The sequence below is a fragment of the Bradyrhizobium sp. CB82 genome, assembly GCF_029714405.1.
GTDB lineage: Bacteria > Pseudomonadota > Alphaproteobacteria > Rhizobiales > Xanthobacteraceae > Bradyrhizobium.
In genome coordinates, this window is record NZ_CP121650.1 from 1685126 (window position 1) to 1703067 (window position 17942).

The 17942-nt window shown below is 64.1% G+C and carries 16 protein-coding genes and 3 pseudogenes; 7 read left to right on the forward strand and 12 right to left on the reverse strand.

Annotated elements, in window-relative coordinates; genetic code table 11:
- Nucleotides 1-131: 131 nt before the first annotated feature.
- From QA640_RS08065 to QA640_RS08080, 4 genes are all read right to left on the reverse strand, one after another.
- Nucleotides 132-1223 (reverse strand): enolase C-terminal domain-like protein, encoded by a 1092-nt coding sequence (locus QA640_RS08065; RefSeq protein ID WP_283040177.1) that lies wholly within the window; start codon nucleotides 1221-1223, stop codon nucleotides 132-134.
- Between the two features lie 183 nt (nucleotides 1224-1406).
- Nucleotides 1407-2630: an ABC transporter substrate-binding protein gene (locus QA640_RS08070; RefSeq protein ID WP_283040178.1), complete on the reverse strand. Its 1224-nt coding sequence runs from the start codon at nucleotides 2628-2630 to the stop codon at nucleotides 1407-1409.
- 145 nt (nucleotides 2631-2775) lie between these two features.
- Nucleotides 2776-3705 (reverse strand): alpha/beta hydrolase, encoded by a 930-nt coding sequence (locus QA640_RS08075; protein WP_283040179.1) that lies wholly within the window; start codon nucleotides 3703-3705, stop codon nucleotides 2776-2778.
- Nucleotides 3706-3803: 98 nt separating this feature from the next.
- Complete coding sequence (locus QA640_RS08080) at nucleotides 3804-4031, reverse strand: DUF3606 domain-containing protein (protein ID WP_283040180.1); 228 nt, start codon at nucleotides 4029-4031, stop codon at nucleotides 3804-3806.
- Nucleotides 4032-4196: 165 nt separating this feature from the next.
- On the opposite strand from QA640_RS08080, the gene QA640_RS08085 reads away from it, so the two are divergent.
- Nucleotides 4197-4343, forward strand: coding sequence for a hypothetical protein (locus QA640_RS08085; RefSeq protein ID WP_283040181.1), 147 nt, complete (start codon nucleotides 4197-4199; stop codon nucleotides 4341-4343).
- 150 nt (nucleotides 4344-4493) lie between these two features.
- Here the strand turns inward: QA640_RS08085 and QA640_RS08090 are convergent.
- From QA640_RS08090 to hydA, 4 genes and pseudogenes are all read right to left on the reverse strand, one after another.
- Nucleotides 4494-4655: pseudogene (locus QA640_RS08090) on the reverse strand (ATP-binding protein); the annotation flags it as partial.
- 238 nt (nucleotides 4656-4893) lie between these two features.
- Nucleotides 4894-5058 (reverse strand): hypothetical protein, encoded by a 165-nt coding sequence (locus QA640_RS48260; RefSeq protein WP_349253698.1) that lies wholly within the window; start codon nucleotides 5056-5058, stop codon nucleotides 4894-4896.
- Nucleotides 5059-5208: 150 nt separating this feature from the next.
- Nucleotides 5209-6831 carry an ABC transporter substrate-binding protein gene (locus QA640_RS08100; RefSeq protein ID WP_283040182.1) on the reverse strand — a complete coding sequence of 541 codons (1623 nt, stop codon included), beginning with the start codon at nucleotides 6829-6831 and terminating at the stop codon, nucleotides 5209-5211.
- Between the two features lie 77 nt (nucleotides 6832-6908).
- Nucleotides 6909-8363, reverse strand: coding sequence for a dihydropyrimidinase (hydA, locus tag QA640_RS08105; RefSeq protein ID WP_283040183.1), 1455 nt, complete (start codon nucleotides 8361-8363; stop codon nucleotides 6909-6911).
- Between the two features lie 155 nt (nucleotides 8364-8518).
- Between hydA and QA640_RS08110 the strand changes: the two are divergent.
- Nucleotides 8519-8707, forward strand: a pseudogene (locus QA640_RS08110) (Rieske 2Fe-2S domain-containing protein); the annotation flags it as partial.
- 71 nt (nucleotides 8708-8778) lie between these two features.
- On the forward strand, nucleotides 8779-8985 hold the full coding sequence (locus QA640_RS08115) for a hypothetical protein (protein WP_283040185.1): 207 nt from the start codon (nucleotides 8779-8781) through the stop codon (nucleotides 8983-8985).
- 155 nt (nucleotides 8986-9140) lie between these two features.
- Here QA640_RS08115 and QA640_RS08120 read toward each other — a convergent pair whose 3' ends face one another.
- Together QA640_RS08120 and QA640_RS08125 are read right to left on the reverse strand one after the other, a co-directional pair.
- Entirely contained in the window at nucleotides 9141-10472 is a 1332-nt protein-coding gene (locus QA640_RS08120; protein WP_283037042.1) for an IS1182 family transposase, read from the reverse strand.
- A 196-nt stretch (nucleotides 10473-10668) separates the two neighbouring features.
- The gene (locus QA640_RS08125) at nucleotides 10669-11520 is read right to left on the reverse strand and encodes an SDR family NAD(P)-dependent oxidoreductase (RefSeq protein ID WP_283040186.1); all 852 of its coding nucleotides are present in this window, start codon (nucleotides 11518-11520) and stop codon (nucleotides 10669-10671) included.
- Nucleotides 11521-11719: 199 nt separating this feature from the next.
- On the opposite strand from QA640_RS08125, the gene QA640_RS08130 reads away from it, so the two are divergent.
- The 3 genes and pseudogenes from QA640_RS08130 (at nucleotide 11720) to QA640_RS08140 (ending at nucleotide 14196) form a co-directional block, all read left to right on the forward strand.
- Nucleotides 11720-13216: an aldehyde dehydrogenase family protein gene (locus tag QA640_RS08130; RefSeq protein ID WP_283040187.1), complete on the forward strand. Its 1497-nt coding sequence runs from the start codon at nucleotides 11720-11722 to the stop codon at nucleotides 13214-13216.
- Between the two features lie 56 nt (nucleotides 13217-13272).
- Nucleotides 13273-13622, forward strand: a pseudogene (locus tag QA640_RS08135) (alkene reductase); the annotation flags it as partial.
- 67 nt (nucleotides 13623-13689) lie between these two features.
- Nucleotides 13690-14196 carry a GFA family protein gene (locus QA640_RS08140; protein WP_283040188.1) on the forward strand — a complete coding sequence of 169 codons (507 nt, stop codon included), beginning with the start codon at nucleotides 13690-13692 and terminating at the stop codon, nucleotides 14194-14196.
- Here QA640_RS08140 and QA640_RS08145 read toward each other — a convergent pair.
- Complete coding sequence (locus QA640_RS08145; protein WP_283040189.1) at nucleotides 14150-14590, reverse strand: TfoX/Sxy family protein; 441 nt, start codon at nucleotides 14588-14590, stop codon at nucleotides 14150-14152. The two genes, QA640_RS08140 and QA640_RS08145, sit on opposite strands and share 47 nt — an antisense overlap.
- Nucleotides 14591-14743: 153 nt before the next feature.
- Between QA640_RS08145 and QA640_RS08150 the strand changes: the two genes are divergently transcribed.
- Entirely contained in the window at nucleotides 14744-16405 is a 1662-nt protein-coding gene (locus tag QA640_RS08150) for a thiamine pyrophosphate-dependent enzyme (RefSeq protein ID WP_283040190.1), read from the forward strand.
- Between the two features lie 155 nt (nucleotides 16406-16560).
- Here the strand turns inward: QA640_RS08150 and QA640_RS08155 are convergent, their stop codons facing one another.
- On the reverse strand, nucleotides 16561-17940 hold the full coding sequence (locus QA640_RS08155; protein ID WP_283040191.1) for an LLM class flavin-dependent oxidoreductase: 1380 nt from the start codon (nucleotides 17938-17940) through the stop codon (nucleotides 16561-16563).
- Nucleotides 17941-17942: the final 2 nt, after the last annotated feature.

Sequence of the window (17942 nt, forward strand, 5' to 3'; positions counted from 1 at the left end):
GCCAAGCACTCAATCCAGTTTTGACCAAAGCATGGCCGCACGATGGTCAGTGCGGGCCTGTTTGGTCAATTTTCGGAACTCGAGCCATCGGTCAGTACCCTTGACCTATTGGCCGAGAGTCAAACTGAACCTCAAGCGGCCAAGTATTTCCTCACCGCCGCCTCGTCCCACGCAATGCCGTTGCCGGGCTCCTCGCTCGGCAATGCAAAACCGTCCTTGATCGTCAGTCGCGTTGCCAGCACGGCGTCGGCCCAGTCGACATATTCCAGCCAATGCGCCGTCGGCGTGACGCAAAGCAGATGCGCGCTCACCTCCGAGAACAGGTGCGTCGACATCTCGATGCCGGCGGCATGCGCTAGAGAGGCGGCGCGCAGCCAGCCGGTGACGCCGCCGATGCGCTGCACGTCGGGCATCACGAAGTCGCAGGCCTCGGCGGAAAGCGCTGACAGCATCGAAAAGGCGCTGTCGAAATTCTCGCCGATCTGAACGGGAGTGCGGAGCGCGTCCGCGACGCGGGCGCAGCCGGCATGGTCGTCATGCCGGATCGGCTCCTCGATCCAGAGCAGACCCTCGTCGTCGAGCATCTCGCCGCGGCGGATGGCCTCGGCAACCGTGAGCGCCTGGTTGTAGTCGCACATCAGCGTCACCTGATCGCCGACCGCCCTGCGCACCGCGCGCACCACACTGAGGTCCTCCCGCGCTTCGGGGCGACCGACGCGGATCTTTGCGGCGTGAAAGCCTTCGGCCAGCAGTTTTTGCGCGTCGTCCACGGCGGCACCGGCCGGCATGATGCCGAGCCCCTTCGAATTATAGGCGCGCACCGGCTTCGGTGCGCCGCCAAGCAGGCGCGCGAGCGGCAGGCCCTTGGTGCGGGCCAGCGCGTCCCAGGCCGCCATGTCGATGCCGGATTGCGCCAGGCGTTGCAGGCCGGCCAGCCCCAGCAGCGTGAAGCGCTGGGTCAGCTTGCGCTCGATCTCGAACGGCAGGAGCTCGTCGCCGGCGATCATATCGGCCATCTCACCGACCATCGCGGTCAGCGGCTTCAAGGCGGAGGGCGTGATCGAGAACAGATAGGCATGGCCGCGCACGCCTAGGTCGGTCTCGCAGTCGATCAGCACCAATGGTGCCCTGGCGACGGCGCCGGTCGAGGTTTGGAGCGGCAGGTTCATCGGCACGATGACGGGGCGCGCGACAAAGCGCGTGATGCGGATGGTCTCGGTCATAGAGTGTCTCCCGGCGGAGCGGATGCAGGTCCGTGCCGATCTTAAACATCTGTCATGAAACGAAAAGGCGCCTTGCTGCGACTCCCAAAAATGGGGGTGCGCTGGCCCGCGTTTGCTGTGCCGCCGCATGTTGCGTGGCTGCTCGAAAGCGCGCTGGCCGCGCTCAAGCCTGCGTAAGGCCGGTCAGTGCTTGCGGCCTTCCGTGAACGCGGTCTCGATCACATCGCCGAACGACTGCCAGGAGCGGCCGTCGAACTGCTCGAGCCGCATCTGCTTGATCGGCAGGTAGTTGTCCGGGGACGTGTTCATCTTGATGCCGGGCAATGCGACCGAGGGCTGATTGTCCCTGAGAGACGAGGCCTGCCGCATGATGTTCTCGCGGGACAGATCGTCGCCACATTGCTTCAACACCTGCGTGAGTGATTCGGCCGCAGCATAGCCATAGAGCGCGGCATTGTTGTTCGTGCTTTCTATACGATGGTACTTGTCCATGAAGGTGAACCAGTCCTTCATGCTGGGATCGTCACGCCAGGCCGGGTCGCTCGGGTCCTTCAGGAAGGCCGCCGAGATCACACCAGCGGAATTTTCAATGCCAGCCGGGGCCAGCGCGTTGGCGATCGAGGCGGAGGCGTCGTTCACGATGAAGACGGGGTGCCAGTTGAGACTGGCCGCGAGCTTGATCACCTGGGATGCCGTCGAGGATACGCCGAGAAAGACGAAGATGTCCGCGCCCGCGCGCTTCAGGATCGACACGTGCCCTTCGAGATGCTCGTCGGTAATGTCGAAGGCGATATCGACGATGACGAAGCGGTTGAGGTCGCCCAAGCCTTCCTCGATGCCTTTGAACAGATCGCGCCCGAACTGGTCGTTCTGCCAGAGCACGACGATCTTGCGCGCGGGATAATAGGCTTGGATGTAATTGGCATAGATGCGCCCCTCCGCCTTGTAGGAGGGCTGCCAGCCCATCGTCCAGGGAAACGCCCTGGGTCGGCTCAGCTCCTCGTCGCCGGACGCGACGAAGAGCTGCGGGATCTTCCGCTGGTTGAGATACCAGCGCGTGGCGAGATTGCCGGGCGTGCCGAACGAGCCGAACATCAACAGCACGTCGTCCTTCTCGATCAGTCCGCGCGTCAGCTCCAGCGCGGTCGCAGGATCTGAATTGTCGTCACGCGTGATGAAGCGGACCTTGCGGCCGTTGATCCCGCCGCGCTCGTTGATCATGTCGAAATAGGCCGCCTCCGCCTTGCCGATCGCGCCAAATTCCGCAAGCGGGCCCGAATAGGGCATGATGTTGCCGATGCGAATCTCGGAGTCGGTCGCCGGATCCTCGGCACGCTGCTGTGACATGGCGCCCAGCGAGACGACGGCGACCACCAACGCGAACAGCATCCTGCCGGTCACACGCATGTTCGACACCTGGATGTTGGACCCTCATGGAGGTCGGCTCAATCGGCATCAAAGTCGCTTGATCTAGGTCAAGGGTTTGTCATTCCTGTGTCCCGAGCGCCGCCTACGCAAGCGGCAGCCGTGCTGACACGTCGAGGGCGGCCGGCTACGGCAATCCGCGCGCCTCGAGCTGGCGGACCAGCAGCAGCGTCGGCTCGGCGAGGCTGTCGGCGGAGCCGTCGAGTCCGAAGACGGAGGCGATGCCATCGCGGCTGCGCAGGATGGTCGTGCGCGGGCAGTGGCCGGCGCCGCAAAGCGCCTGCTTCAGCGCTTCGCCCTGCGTCACCAGGCCCGCCGGGTCGACCGCGGCCCAGGCCAGCACGATCGGTTCCTCGACATTGAGGATGCCCGGAAAGGCGGAGCGCTTGTCATATTGGGCGGGGTCGGAGCCGAAATAGGCCCTCTCGCTGTCACTCGCGTCCTTACCCGCGCGATAAATGCCGGAGATCAGCACGACTCCGGCAACGTCTGTGTCGGTGCCCTGCAATTCCGGATGCGCGAGCAGGCTCGCGACGTGAAAGGCTCCGGCGGCATAGCCGACCGCGACGATCTCACGGGCATCGCCGTTGAAGAGATCGACATTCTGGTGGATCCACGACAGGGCGGCCGCGACGTCGCGTGCGCCGGAAGGCCAAGGGGCGGCCGGTGCAAGGCGGTAGTTCACGCGCACGCCGACCATGCCGTTGCGCGCGGCAAAGCACATCGCCTCGTCCTGGAACTCGCGCGCCGTGTCGGGTGCGGCGCCGTCGCCGGTGAAGCTGTCGCCGGCCACGAACAGCAGGATCGGCTGCAACGTTGCCGTCTTGGTCTCGCTGGTCGCGACGTCAAGGACATTCTGCTCGCTGTCGCCATAACGCAGGCCCCGCGAGAACGAAACCTGATCGCACAGCCGCCCCGTGCCGCCGGCGGAGGAGTCCGTATCAGTGAGGCCCGTGCGCATCAGATCGGATGGCGGTTGCGACGGGGCGGGAAACAGTCCGTGCGCGAAGGCCGTCGTGCTGGTCAGCAAAAGGAAAAATGCGAGATAGTGCTTCATTGTTATGTGCCGTGCTGCGCTCAAGCGCCGGCTCGCGTTCCGGCTTGGCCCGTCAATGAGCCTTATTGATTGCCGTTGGGGCGATTTGACGGCGCGCCCTAATTCCCCGGCTGGAACGAGCAGCTCGCGCCGCTGCCGTCCTTCCGGCGGATGGCGTTCAGATCGATCGTGCAGTTCAGCTTCGACAGGCTCTCGAAGTTCGATCCCGCGGCGCCATCCGCCGGCACGCCGGCGAACTTCTTCGACCAGTAGGCGACCTCGTAGCGCTCGCCGAACGCAACCAGGGCGCAGTCCGCCCTGCCCCGTTTGGACTTGCTGTCGGCCATGCGTCCCTCCTGCCGGGGAATGCGCCCACGCAGTCTGGCACGCTACCGGCGGTAGGAAAGCAGTCCTGCTACACGTCACTGCGCGGCTCCTCGCATTTCCGTGATGGAACCAAATCCCCCCTCGCGCGACTTAATGGGACAAGCACAAAAACGTGCGAGGCTGTCATGGCAGAGCAGTGGAGGCACACGGCCGATCCAAGCGAGATCATGCGGGCGACCGGACATCCCGAGCTGGAATATGCCGCGGGCTGGACCATCGCGGGCCTGGTCACGATCGGCACCATCGTCGCCGCCTGGGTGTTCGCGATCTGAGGCGGCACGGCATCATCAGGACCCGAAGGGCCGTGCTAGCGGAAAGTGTGCAGCGGTTCCCCGCGACAAACGCGCGACGCGTTTGCGCGGAAATCATGCTCGAACAACAGCCTAACGTGCGATGACGATTCAGCCCCATCTCATCGCGGCTTAAGCCGCTGGAAACTGCAGCTCGAACGCCGCGCCCTCGTCGGTCGGCTTCAGCTCGATCGATCCGCCATGGCTCGCCATCACGGCGCGCGCAATCGCAAGCCCCATTCCGGTACCGCCCGATTCCCGTCGGGTGGTGAAGAAGGCATCAAAGATCCTGTCGGACGCCGGCGATGGCGGCTGATGCCGGGCTTGACATGTCGAAGACCTTCTCGCGGATGGTGACGGCATGAGCTTGGACGGGCGATGTGCAGATGTCGGGAATGCGCTCTGCACGTCTTCAGGAGTTTCGTGCAGTTTTCGTGCAGACGCGGTTTCGCCGCTCGCGCTGCGCAGGACGCTTTGATAGGTGCGATGCATCCTTTGCTTCGCACGTGTCACCTTTCATGCAATTCACACGTCACGTCGTATCGGTCTCATCCTGCTCTGGCTGGCCCCGCTCGCGCTGGCTTTCGCTGCGGCGAACAAGAACGATCCATATCTGCTCGCAGTGCGTGGCGCGGGAAACATCGCGCTCGTCGCCGCGAGCATCGCGATCGCCATCGCCCTCGTTCGCCGCGGGCATTGGGGTTGGGCCACGGGCAAGCTGCTCGTCATCTTCTGGTGCTTGCCGTCGCTGTTGATGTCAGCTGCGCATCTGGGGCCGAGCTGCGCAAGCATGACGTCCTGCACGCGCGGCTGGAACGGATGTCCTCAGGGGCTGGGCCGAAGTCAACTAGGCTTTCGCAAACTGACGATAGTCCGGCTCACGGTGAAACCAGAACTCGTAGCCGGTGACGCCCCTTTGCATGGCAACGTCGTGAATCGGTTGGTTGAGCGGAACGACCGGAACGTCACGCATGCAGAGCGCGATGAAATCCTTCACGGTCTTTTCATACTCCGCCGCATCCGCGATGAACCGCGCTCTGTCGATCAGCGCGTCCATGGCCTTGTTCTGGTACGAGGAGATGTTGAAGATCGAGTTGTTGCCGTGAAAGTTCCAGTAGAAATAGTATTCGGGGTAATCCAGCCAGCCGCTGAAGCGGTTGAGCGCGAGCGGCAGCTCTTTCTTGTTCAACGTCGTGCGCCAGCTTGCACCGGGAATCTTGTCGATCGATACCTTGATTCCGATCTTGCCGAGACTCTCCTGGATCAGAATGGCCGTCGGCTCACCGACCGTGGCGGTGCCCGCATCGAGCGACAGTGTCGTTTCCAGGCCTGCCTCAAATCCAGCCTCTTTCATCAGGGCCTTGGCCTTGTCGAGATCGGTGACGTAAGGAAACGGTTGCGGCCAGACCGCCTTTGAGACATCCGCTGGTCCGCCGTACATCGGGACGGCGCGCCCAAAGAACGCGCTGGTCTGGATCTGCTCGTAGGGCATTGCCCATGCGAGTGCCTGCCGCAGCTTGACGTTATCGAACGGTGGTCTTGCGGTGTTCAGCGCGACGTACCAGAGCGCGTTGGGGATCGGAACGCCCGACACCTTGACCTTGCCTTCCCTGATGATCTGCTCGAAATCGCGAGGCGCAAATCCGCTCGAGAGATCGGCATCACCCCTCTCGAGCATCGCGCGGCGCGTGCCGGGGGAAGGAACGTCGCGGGCAATCACGCGCTTGATCTGTGGCAACGGTCCGCTCTTCCAGTCGTCGAACCGCCTCAACACGGTCTCGCTGCCGGGCTTCCAGCTCTCGACCTTGTAGGCTCCGCCGCCAGCCTCGTTGTTCTTGAGCCAGGCCAGCGCCCAGGGGTCCTCGGGCGTTGCGTTCTTTTTGGCGAGTTCGGAGTTGATGATGAAGGGAACGACGACCGCCACGTTGAACAGCAGCATCTTGTCCTTGCGGATATAGTCGATCCGAAAAGTATGGTCGTCGACGACCACGAACTGCTCGGGCTTTTCCAGCGATCCCGCCGACATCTGAAAGGTCGGAAAGCCGCCGACCTTCACCGCACGGTCAAACGACCATTTGACGTCTTTCGCCGTGACCGGTGTCCCGTCGTGAAATCTTGCGTCCTGCCTTAGCTTGAAGGTGCACGACATTCCGTCGGCTGCGACCTCCCAGCTCTCGGCGAGTTCAGGCGCGAGCTTTTCGCGATCATAGGATGGCATGCCGTCCGGCAGCGTCCTGGACGCATAGGTCAAGAGGCGATCGTAGCAGTTCCAGGACAGGCCGTTGACGGTCTGGTTGGAGCCGACGCCATGCATGTCGAGCGAGTTTGGTCCCAGCTCCTGCACGACCAGCAGTGTCTCCGAACGCGCCTGCGACCAGGCAACGCGCGGCGTGATCGCCGTCAGTCCGGCAATGCCCAGGCCACCAAGCACGACGTTGCGGCGGGTCAGATCAAAAGACGAAACACTCATCATTACCTCAGCGAAGGAGATTTCGCATCAAGTAGCAAGGCGCATTGCCATCAGCCACGCTTCATGGCGTCGCATCCTTACGGCGTCACCGCACCGCGTTCGACGCCGCGCGGAGCAGTCAACTCCTTCCAGGTCGAATTGGCCACATGCACCGGCGAAAACGCCGGTCGTTCGACATAGCGGCCGTCGCCGGCTTCGGCGCGCAGGTTTCCGTCCTTCCAGACGATCCGGCCGCGCGAGACCGTTACGGCCGGTCCGCCCGTGCATTCGAATCCCTCGAACACGTTGTAGTCGATACGGCTCATCTGGCGTTTTGCAGAGATCGTCTTGCGCGCTTTGGGGTCCCATACGACGAGGTCGGCATCCGAACCGACCGCGACCGCGCCCTTGCGCGGATAGATGTTGAGGATGCGGGCGATGTTGGCTGAGGTCACCGCGACGAACTCCTCCTTCGTCAGCCGCCCGGTCGTAACGCCCGCGGTCCACAGCAGCGGCAGGCGGTCTTCGAGGCCGCCGGTGCCGTTCGGGATTCTCCGGAAGTCCTCGCGGCCGAACCGCTTCTGTTCGGTCGTGAAGGCGCAGTGGTCGGTCGCGACCACCTGGAGCGAGCCGCATTGCAGGCCGGCCCATAGGCTGTCCTGGTGCGACTTGTCGCGGAACGGCGGCGACATCACGCGCTGCGCAGAATGGTCCCAGTCCTTGCTGGCATATTCGCCGGCATCGAGCAGCAGGTGCTGGATCAGCGGCTCGCCATAGACCCGCTTTCCCGCCGCGCGCGCCCGTGCGATCGCCTCGTGCGCTTCGCGGCAGCTGGTGTGCACGATATAAACCGGCGTGCCGGTCATGTCCGCGATCATGATGGCGCGGTTGGTGGCTTCGCCCTCGACCTCCGGCGGCCGCGAATAGGCGTGGCCTTCGGGGCCGGTGATGCCGCGCGCGATCAATGCCTCCTGCATCAGCGCGACGACGTCGCCGTTCTCGGCATGAACCACTGGCATGGCGCCGAGATGGGCGCAGCGCGCGAACGAGTTGTAGAGTTCGTCATCGTTCACCATCAGAGCGCCCTTGTAGGCCATGAAGTGCTTGAAGGTGTTGATGCCGTAGGTTTTGACCACGGTCTCCATCTCGTCGAAGATTTGCTTCGACCATGACGTCACTGCCATGTGGAAGCCGTAGTCGCTCGCTGCCTTCTCGGATTTGCGACGCCACTCCTGGTAGGCCGCGAGCATCGATTGGCCGGGATCGGGCAGGCAGAAATCCACCACCATGGTGGTGCCGCCGACGAGCGCCGCTTTCGTGCCGGATTCGAAATCATCGGCCGTGACCGTGCCCATGAACGGCATTTCGAGATGGGTATGCGGATCGATGCCACCCGGCATCACGAAGCAGCCGCCGGCGTCGATCATTTCGGTGCCCGCCGGCGTATCGATCGACGCGCCAACTGCGACGATGGATTCTCCGTCGACCAACACGTCCGCACGGCGCGAATGATCATGGTTGATGACGGTGCCGCCGCGAATGAGGAGGGGCATGGGAGACTCCGGGGAGGGTAGGGCTGGATGCCGTGCGAAAGCTAAGCGCAGGTGGCGTCGTGCGACAGGTGAAATTTTAGTCAATCGCTGGAGCGTTCTTGAGCGCGCGTGAACTTGCCGGGGAACACGTGTTGCGGGTGCGAAGACGCGAACCGCTGCGCTGCCCCTGGCACGGCTGGGAATTCGACATGCGCAACGGCCAGTCCTGGTTCGATCCGACGCGGGTGAAGGTGCGCTCCTATCCGGTCGCGGTGGAGCGCGGCGGGGAGTTGCAGAAGGGCCCATATGTTGCCGAGACCTTCCCGGTACATATTGAAGACAGTTATGTGATCGTAGAGGTGTGAGGGTGCTTTGCGGATTGTGATTTCAACGCAGGTGCGATAAGGCTCGCCCGCATTCATGGCGGAGATGAGCTTTGTCGAAACAATCCTTGCGCGAGGAGGCCGAGCGCCTGATCCGCGAGACGATGGAAAAGAAGAACATCGTCGTCAAGCAGGGCACGACCCGCATCGAGGCCGTCTGCGGCAAGTGCGGCGCGCCGAACCGGGTGCAGGCCCCCAAGGGCCAGAGCCGCGTCAAGTTCGCGTGCAAGGAATGCGGGCATCGGCAAGAGACGCTGTAGGCGGTTCAACGTCATCAATGCTTTGACCCTCATCCTGAGAGCTTGCCAATCTTTCTCGTTTTGCGTGGTCATCGAAGGATGTGGCAGTTCCTCGTCGTGGCAACGCGTGGGCTGGGCGGCTGTGGCGAGGTTGGGGGATGTCGATGAACGCTCCTCTATGCGCTAGCGAGGCGGTTGCCTTGCAGGATGTTGTTGGCGAGGGCGTACCAGAGCACGACGGCGCGGACCTTTTCGAAGCCGCGCACGGTCAATTGGCGCAGGTCCCAGTTGCGCCAGCGGGCATGTATGCACTCGCAAATCGACCGGGGCTTGTATCGGGCCTTGCCCTCTTCGCTCGCCATGCGCGCACGCCAGGCCAACACCCCCGGGCCGTCGCCGCGTCGCGGTAGATGGGGATCGGTGCCGTGCTTGGATTGAGTGGGCGGGCAAAAGATATCGATGCCCTCGGCGTGCGCCCACTCGATGTCCTCGGCACTGCCAAAGCCGCCATCGACGAGATGGTCCTTGGGCAACCCGCCAGGACGCGCGCGCTGCCGCTCCAGCATGGGCCGCATCAGGCCGCGGTCGGACCCGGTGTTGCAGACCTTGATGTCAACGACGATCGGCTGGCCGGCGGCACTCGTCACCTGCACGTTGTAGGCGGGGCGGAAGCCGCCGTCGGCCATCTTCATGACCCGTGCGTCGGCGTCCGTCGTGGAGGCCCGCGGCTCTTTCGGCTTCTTGCCGTTGCCGCGCTTTTCTTCGCGCTCCTTGCGCTGCTGCTTGATTTCGGCGAGCGCCGTCTGCGCCGCTTTGACGCGCGCTCTGCGCTCACGCGCGGCGCGCTCCTTGGCGGCCTTCATGCGCTGATTGCTAGCATCCGAACGAGCGTCAACCTCGCGTTTGAGGTCTTCCACCACCGCCTCAGCCAAGGCCAGGTGCCGATCGAGCGTCGCCTCCCGCCGGAACGAAGCGGCCCCGGCGCTGGCCCGGACCCGAACACCGTCCTGCGCCAGCGTTTCCAGATTGACGAGGCCGACCTTCGCCAGCACCGCCAAATGCTCGCAAAGCAGCCGGTCGAGCAGGTCGGCGCAACCGACCCGGAAGTCCGCCAGCGTGTGATGGTTCACCGACACCCCGCCACACAGCCAACGATAGGCGTCATGGCTCTCGCAAAGCCGCTCCAACGCGCGCGCGCTGCCGACGCCCTCGCTGGTGGCATAGAGCCACAGCGCCAGCAAAAGCCGCGGCGATGTCGCGGGGTGACCGGGCCGATCGCCCCGCGCTTTGATCCGGTTCTCCAGCTCACTCAGGTCGAGTTCCTCGACATAGGACCAGATCAGGCGCACCGGATGGTCTTCCCCGATCAGGCTCTCGATATCCACTGCTCGCAACTCGATTTGATCGCGTTGGGGCTCACGAAGTCGCGGCGCTGCGAGCGGCGCCGCACCGGCTTGCGGCTTTGCCTGCTCCGGCAGATCCCCAAACAATTCATCAGCGGCCATCATCCCTCCTGCGAATCCATCACCGCAAGAGAATCACACAGCACCAGCTTTCGGCTATACCGCTTGCGAGCAGTCAAAAAGATTCACAGCCTCTGAGGAGGCCGCGCAGCGGCCGTCTCGAAGGATGCAGGCCGTGGTGGGACCTCATGATTCGAGACGCGTGTTCCGCGCTCCTCACCATGAGGGTCGCGCAGTCGGACTAACCGCCCTTCACAAACTTGGCAAACGCTTCCGCATAATCCGGGTGCCAGCGCGACAGCGCGGGCCGGTTCTCGACGATGTCGCCCGCAGCCCACAGCATGCGCTTCTCGTCGAGTTCGCGCGGCACGTCATTGTCCGGGCAGAGGATGTAGAAGTCGCCGGCCTCGAGCCGCGTCATCATGAAATCGACGGTTTGTTCCGCCGTCCAGGCGCCGGTCGGCTTTTCGGTGCGGCCGCGCGCGGTGAGTCCAGTGAAGACGAAGCCGGGGATCAAGAGGTGCGCGGTGATGCGGCAATCCCGGGTGTTGCGCAGCTCATGCTGGAGCGCCTCGGTGAATGCCTTCACGCCGGCCTTCGAGACGTTGTAGGCGGGATCGCCCGGCGGCGTGGTGATGCCTTGCTTCGAGCCGGTGTTGACGATGAGGCCGGCCTTGCCGCGCGCGATCATGCCGGGCGCAAAGATACGCGCGCCGTTGATGATGCCCCACATGTTGACGCCGATGATGCGCTGCCAGGTATCGGGCTTGCCGAACATCGTACTGCCCGGCTGGATGCCGGCATTGTTCATCAGCACGTCCGTCCCGCCGAAGCGTTTCTGCACGGCGGCTTCCAGTTCCGTCAGGCTCTCCGGCCGGCTGACATCCACCACGGCGGCCATCACATGATCGGCGCCGCCGGATGCGATCGATGACAGTTTTGTTTCGGCCTGCGTCAGCCGCACGGGATCGACGTCCGCGATGCAGACTTTCATGCCGAGCCGCGCAAACTGTTCCGCGGCGGCGAATCCGATGCCGGACCCGCCACCCGTTATCACGGCAACGTTATTGGCTGACAGGGCAGGGTGCGGCATGGAGACACTCTTGATCACAGTGCGCGGGGCGAGAGCAGCCTCCACCTATAGCACGGCAATCTTGCGACCATGCACAAGTCGGCATGGGAGGTCTTCGTTCCGGACCGGCTTTACGCCCATTTGGCATCGCTGTATTTTTATCGACCTAACGATCCCGCCCAGATCGAGCCCAATCAACGACGTCAGAGGGAGTGCAGCCATGGCTGTGTCGCAGGCTATTCCGATCACGCGCCATCCGTTCGCCAACGGGTCCTACAAGCAGATGCTGATCGACGGCAAATGGGTCGATGCGGCTTCTGGCAGGCGCTTCGAGACCCGCAATCCCGCGACCGGCGAACTGCTCGCAACCGTCGCCGAGGGCGACAAGGAAGACATCGATCGCGCGGTCGCGGCTGCGCGGAGCGCCTTCGAGGGGTCCTGGAGCAAGGTCAAGCCGTTCGAGCGGCAGAATCTGCTGCTCAAGCTCGCCGATCTCATCGAGAAGAATTTTGACGAACTGGCGCAGCTCGACACGCTCGACATGGGCGCGCCCGTCAGCCGCACGCGCTCCTACAAGCTGCGCGTGCTCGGCATGCTGCGCTACTACGCGGGGCAGACGACCGCCATCCACGGCGAGACCATCGAGAACTCGCTGCCGGGCGAGATCTTCTCCTACACGCTGAAGGAGCCGGTCGGTGTCGTCGGCGCCATCATTCCGTGGAACGGCCCGTTCACCGCGACGATCTGGAAGATCGGCCCTGCGATCGCGACCGGTTGCACCGTGGTGCTGAAGCCCGCGGAGGAAGCGCCGCTGACCTCGCTGCGCATCGCCGAGCTTGCGTTGGAAGCGGGCGTCCCGCCCGGGGTCATCAACGTCGTGCCCGGCTATGGCGAGACCGCCGGCGCGGCGCTCGCCTCGCATCACGACGTCGACAAGGTCGCCTTCACCGGCTCGCACATCACGGGCCAGTCGATCATCCGCGCTTCTGCCGGCAATCTCAAGCGCGTCTCGCTCGAACTCGGTGGCAAGTCGCCGGACATCGTGTTTGCCGACGCCGATCTCGATGCCGCCGTGCCGGGCGCTGCGATGGCGGTGTTCGCCAATTCCGGTCAGATCTGTAGCGCCGGCACGCGGCTGTTCGTCGAGCAGGCGATCTACGACGAGTTCGTCGGTCGCGTCGCCGAGTTCGGCAAGAAACTGCAAGTCGGCAACGGCCTCGATCCCAACACACAGATCGGCCCGCTGGTCTCCGAGCAGCAGCTCGAGCGCGTCACCGGCTATCTCGATGTCGGCCAGAGGGAAGGCGCCAAGGCGCTCGCCGGCGGTGGCCGCGTGACCGAGGGTGCGCTTGCAAAAGGCTACTTCGTCTCGCCGACCGTCTTCGCGGGCGTCCAGGACAACATGCGCATCGCGCAGGAGGAGATCTTTGGCCCCGTGATCTCCGCGATCGCGTTCAAGGACATGGACGAGCTCGTCAAGCGCGCCAACGCCACGATGTTCGGCCTCGGTTCGGGTCTGTGGACGCGTGACGTCAGCAAGGCGCATCATGTTGCCAAGTCGCTGCGTGCCGGCTCGGTCTGGGTCAATTGCTACCAGGCGATGGACCCGGCCGTGCCCTTCGGCGGTTACAAGATGAGCGGCTATGGCCGCGAATCCGGCAAGCAGCACGTCGAGGAATATCTCAATGTAAAGGCCGTCTGGATCAAGACAGCGTAATCCTCATTCTCTTCCCGCATCTCGCGGGACGGAAAATTCGCTGCAGGGGGCGGTCTGCGCTCGACAAGCACGACCTTGCCTATCTGCACTTCATCGAGCCGCGCTCGAGTGGCTCGGGTCGCGCCGAGGTCAACTGGCAGAATGTGCCATCGGCGATGGTGCTGTTCCGTCCGCTCTATGGCGGCGTCCTCATGACCGCCGGCGGCTTCTCCGGCGAGACTGCGAATGCCGCGATCGCCGACGGCCGTGCCGACCTCATCGCCTTCGGTCGCATCTTCATCTCCAACCCCGATCTGCCGCGCCGCCTGCAACACGACTATCCGGTCACGCCCTACAATCGCGCGACGTTCTATGGCGGCGGGGGTATACGGATTATCCGGTCTATGATGAGCTGACGCCGGCATGAGCCTGCTTCGTCATTCCGGGCCTGCGCTTTCGGCGCTTCCCTGAATGACAGTTGAGAGAGATACACCATGGCCAAAGCCGCAGTCGCCGCAGGAACCGCCACCGGCCAATGCCTCTGCGGCAAGGTCACCTTCGAAATCGACGTGCCGGCGCGCTGGGCCTGGCACGATCACTCCGCATCGAGCCGCCGTGCCCACGGCGCGGCCTATGCGACCTACGTCGGAAGCTGGAAGAAGCGTTTCCGCATCACGTCGGGCAAGACCGCGCTGACCCGCTACGAGGACAAGGCGACCAAGACGGCGCGCAGCTTCTGCTCGCATTGCGGCACGCCGATCGCCTATGAGCGCCCGCGCGGCCCGCACATGGTCAACATTCCCCGCGCGCTCTTCAACGAGCGTACCGGCCGCCAGCCGCTCTATCACATCGCGATCGAGGAGCTCCAGGAATGGGCCTATACCGGCGAGCCGCTGGTGCCGCTGAAGGGCTTTCCCGGCGTGGTCTGGCAGCGCTCGAAAACGAAGAAGCGCGCTAGCGGCGAGGACCCTTTTGAGCTCGGCCGCGAGGAGGCGCTTTAGGCTTTGCCGTGATCTTGGCTTTCGCTGAAGCGGCCTTTCGCGGTGGAGTTTTGCGCGCTGCGGTCTTTGCCGGCATCGCAGCGACAAAGTCGAGCCCGCGCTTCACCCATTTCTTGAGCTCGGCATCGATCTGGTAACCCTCCGGCGCGACGCGGACGAAGCCGGTCATGATGCGCCCGCGCATCTCCATCGGGCTCGCATGCGGCTCCTGCAGCATGCGCGCATGCGCCTCGGGGCCGACGCGGATCAGCATCCCGCCGCGCCCGCTGACGGTGCAGCACATGGTGTTGTTCACCATGAAGCAGAGGCCGCCCATCATCTTCTTTTCCGCGACGTAGCGCTGGCCTGCCAGCAATTTGCGCACGCGTGCGGCGGTGGTCTCGTCATAGGCCATTGTGTCCCCCTCAAGAGTTCACGCTGCAGCAGATGTTCCCAGTCTACGCGCTCCGGTGCAACGCAGCCATGACCGCGCTTCCTTGCGCGCATGCTTCGACTTCGGCCATCATGCCCCGACCCTCCGGCAACGTCCGCGAGGCCCGGAGGAAACATGAAGAACCGCATCACCGGCCGCTCCGCCTTTCTCGCACTGCTGCGGGACGAAGGGATCACGCATCTGTTCGGCAATCCCGGCACCACCGAATTGCCGATCATGCATGCGCTGAAGGACCATCCTGATCTCACCTATGTGATGGCGATGCAGGAAAGCCTGGTGGTCGCGATCGCCGACGGCTTCAGCCGCGCCTCCGGACAACTCGTCGCCTGCAACGTCCATGTCGCGCCTGGGCTCGGCAATGCCATGGGCTCGCTCTACAACGCCCAGTTCACGGGCACGCCGATGATTTTGACCGCAGGCCAGCAGGAGCAGGGCCACGGCCTGATGGAGCCGGTGCTGTATGGTCCGCTGGTGCGCATGGCCGAGCCGCTGGTGAAATGGGCGGTCGAGGTGACGCGGCTGGAGGATCTTCCGCGCATCGTGCGCCGCGCTGCGAAAGTCGCGACCACGCCGCCCACGGGGCCGGTGTTCATTTCGTTGCCCGGCGATATCCTCAACAGCGAAGCGGGCATTGATCTTGGCCGTTCCACCCGCATCGATGCGCGCACAAGGCCGTCCGATGAGACCATGAAGGCATTCGCCGCACGTCTCCTCAAGGCCGAGCGTCCCGTCATCGTCACCATGGACGAAGTGGTCAAGAGCGATGCGCTGAAGGAGGCCGCCGAGCTCGCGGAGCTCCTGGGCGCGGCCGCCTACCAATCCTCCACGGCTTATGGTGCGCACTTCCTCTCGGAAAGCCCGAGCTTCGTCGGTACGCTTGCGCGCCTCCAGAAGGTGGCGCGCGATACGCTCGCGCCTTACGATCTGCTCATCGCGCTCGGCGGCGATCCCGTACGGATGTCGGTCTATAGCGAGGGCGATCCTCTGCCGGATGGACTCCCCATCGTTCAGGTCGGCCTCGTCGATTGGGAGATCGCCAAGAATTTTGGCACGGAAATCGCGCTCAAGGCTGACGTGAAGGAGACACTGCGCGCGCTGATCGCGGTGTTGAAGCAGATGGGCGGCGCCGCGCTGGAGCGGCGTGCGAAGGAACGCCTCGCCGAACTTGCGCCGAAGAACTGGACCGCGCGCCGCGCGGCGCTGGTCGAGCAGATCACGAAGGCGAGGGACCGCACGCCGATCGATCCCGATTGGCTGACACTGCAACTGGTCGAGGCGATGCCGGACAACGCGATCCTCGTCGACGAGGGCCTCACCTCAGCTCGCCAGCTCGCGAGCCTGCGCCCGCATCGCGACCGCTACGGCTATCATGGCCTCGCCTCCGGCGGCATCGGCTGGGGCCTGCCGGCGTCCGTCGGCGTCAGCCTGGCTAATCCTACGCGGCCGGTGGTGTGCTTCTCGGGCGACGGCAGCGCGATGTATTCGATCCAGTCGCTCTGGACCGCCGCCCACCACAGGCTGCCGCTCACGATCGTCATTGCCAACAATGGCGGCTATCGCATCATCAAGCAGCGCCTGCTCGCCTTCCATCGCGATGACAATTATGTCGGCATGGATTTCGTCGACCCGCCGGTGGATTTTGTCGGGATTGCGCGGTCACTCGGATGCGAGGCGATCAAGGTGAGTGACCCGAAGGAGCTGAAGCCAACCTTCGCCTCCGCCTTCAACCGCGCCGGCACCAAGCTGATCGAGGTGATTGTGGACGGGAAGGTATAGGGCAGCGACTGCCTCACCGCATTCTCAGTCGTCATCGGCCGCGAAAGCGGGTGACCCAGTATTCCAGAGACGGCAGTTGGCTACGGAGAGGTCGCGGCGTGCTGGATGCCCCGCCTTCGCCTTCGCGGGAGCATGACAGCGTATGTGGCGAGCTGTTACCCCTTCCACCCCACCCGATAGCCCGCCGCGGGGTGCGGTGCGGTGAGCCGGGCGCGGCCGGCGCCGAACAGCTTTTCCCGCAGAGTGCCCTTGGCATAGTCCGCCTTGTAGCGGCCGCGCCGGGTCAGCTCCGGCACCAGCATGTCGGCGATATCCTCGAAATCGCCGGGCGAGATGGCAAACGCCACGTTCAGGCCGTCGACGTCGGTTGCCTCGAACCACTCCTCGATCTTGTCTGCCACCGTCTCCGGCGTTCCCACCACGACCGGCCCGGCACCGCCGATGCCGACATGCTCGATGACGTCGCGCACGGTCCAGACGCGGTCGGGATCGGCGCGGGTGACGTTGTCCATCGCGCTGCGGCCGGCATCGTTCTGCACGTGACGGACCTGCTGATCGAGTTCGTAGCCGGAGAAATCGACACCGGTCCATCCCGACATCAGGGCGAGTGCGCCTTCTGGGCTGATGTGGCGGCGATAGTCGGCGTATTTCTCCTTGGCTTCCGCCTCGGTCCTCCCGAGGATCAGGGTCATCATCGAGAACATCAGGATCTCGGTCGGGTTGCGCCCGAGCTCGGCCGCCGTCTGGCGGATCGCCGCAACGCGCGGTGCGATCACCTTCGCCGACGGTCCGGACATGAACACGCATTCGGCATGCTGGGCCGCGAACTGTCGTCCGCGCGGCGAGGTGCCGGCCTGGTACAGCACGGGCGTGCGCTGCGGCGAGGGTTCGCTCAGATGAATCGTGTTGTTGAGCCGAAAATTCTGGCCCTGATGCTTGACGCGATGGACCTTCGCGGGATCGGTGAAGATGCCCCGCGCGCGGTCACGCAGTGCCGCGTCATCCTCCCAGCTTCCTTCCCAGAGCTTGTAGACGACCTCCATATATTCATCGGCAATGTCGTAGCGGTCGTCATGCGCGGTCTGCTTGTCCTTGCCGGCGCCGCGCGCGGCGCTGTCGAGATAGCCGGTGACGACGTTCCAGCCGATCCGCCCTTCGGTCAGATGATCGAGCGTCGACATTCGTCGCGCGAAGGGATAGGGCGGCTCGAAGGAGAGGTTGGAGGTGACGCCGAAGCCGAGATTCTGCGTCACCGCCGCCATCGCCGAGAGCAGCAGCAGCGGCTCGTTCGACGGCGTCTGCGCGGCGTTGCGCAATGCGGCATCGGGACTATTGCCATAGACGTCATAGACGCCCAGCACATCGGCCAGGAACAATCCGTCGAAGCGGCCACGCTCCAGCGTCTTCGCCAGATCGATCCAGTAGGGCAGGCGATTGTATTCGGCGGTGCGGTCGCGCGGATGGGTCCATAGGCCCGGTGATTGATGCGCGACGCAATTCATCGCAAATGCGTTGAGCCGAATTTCTTTCGCCATGC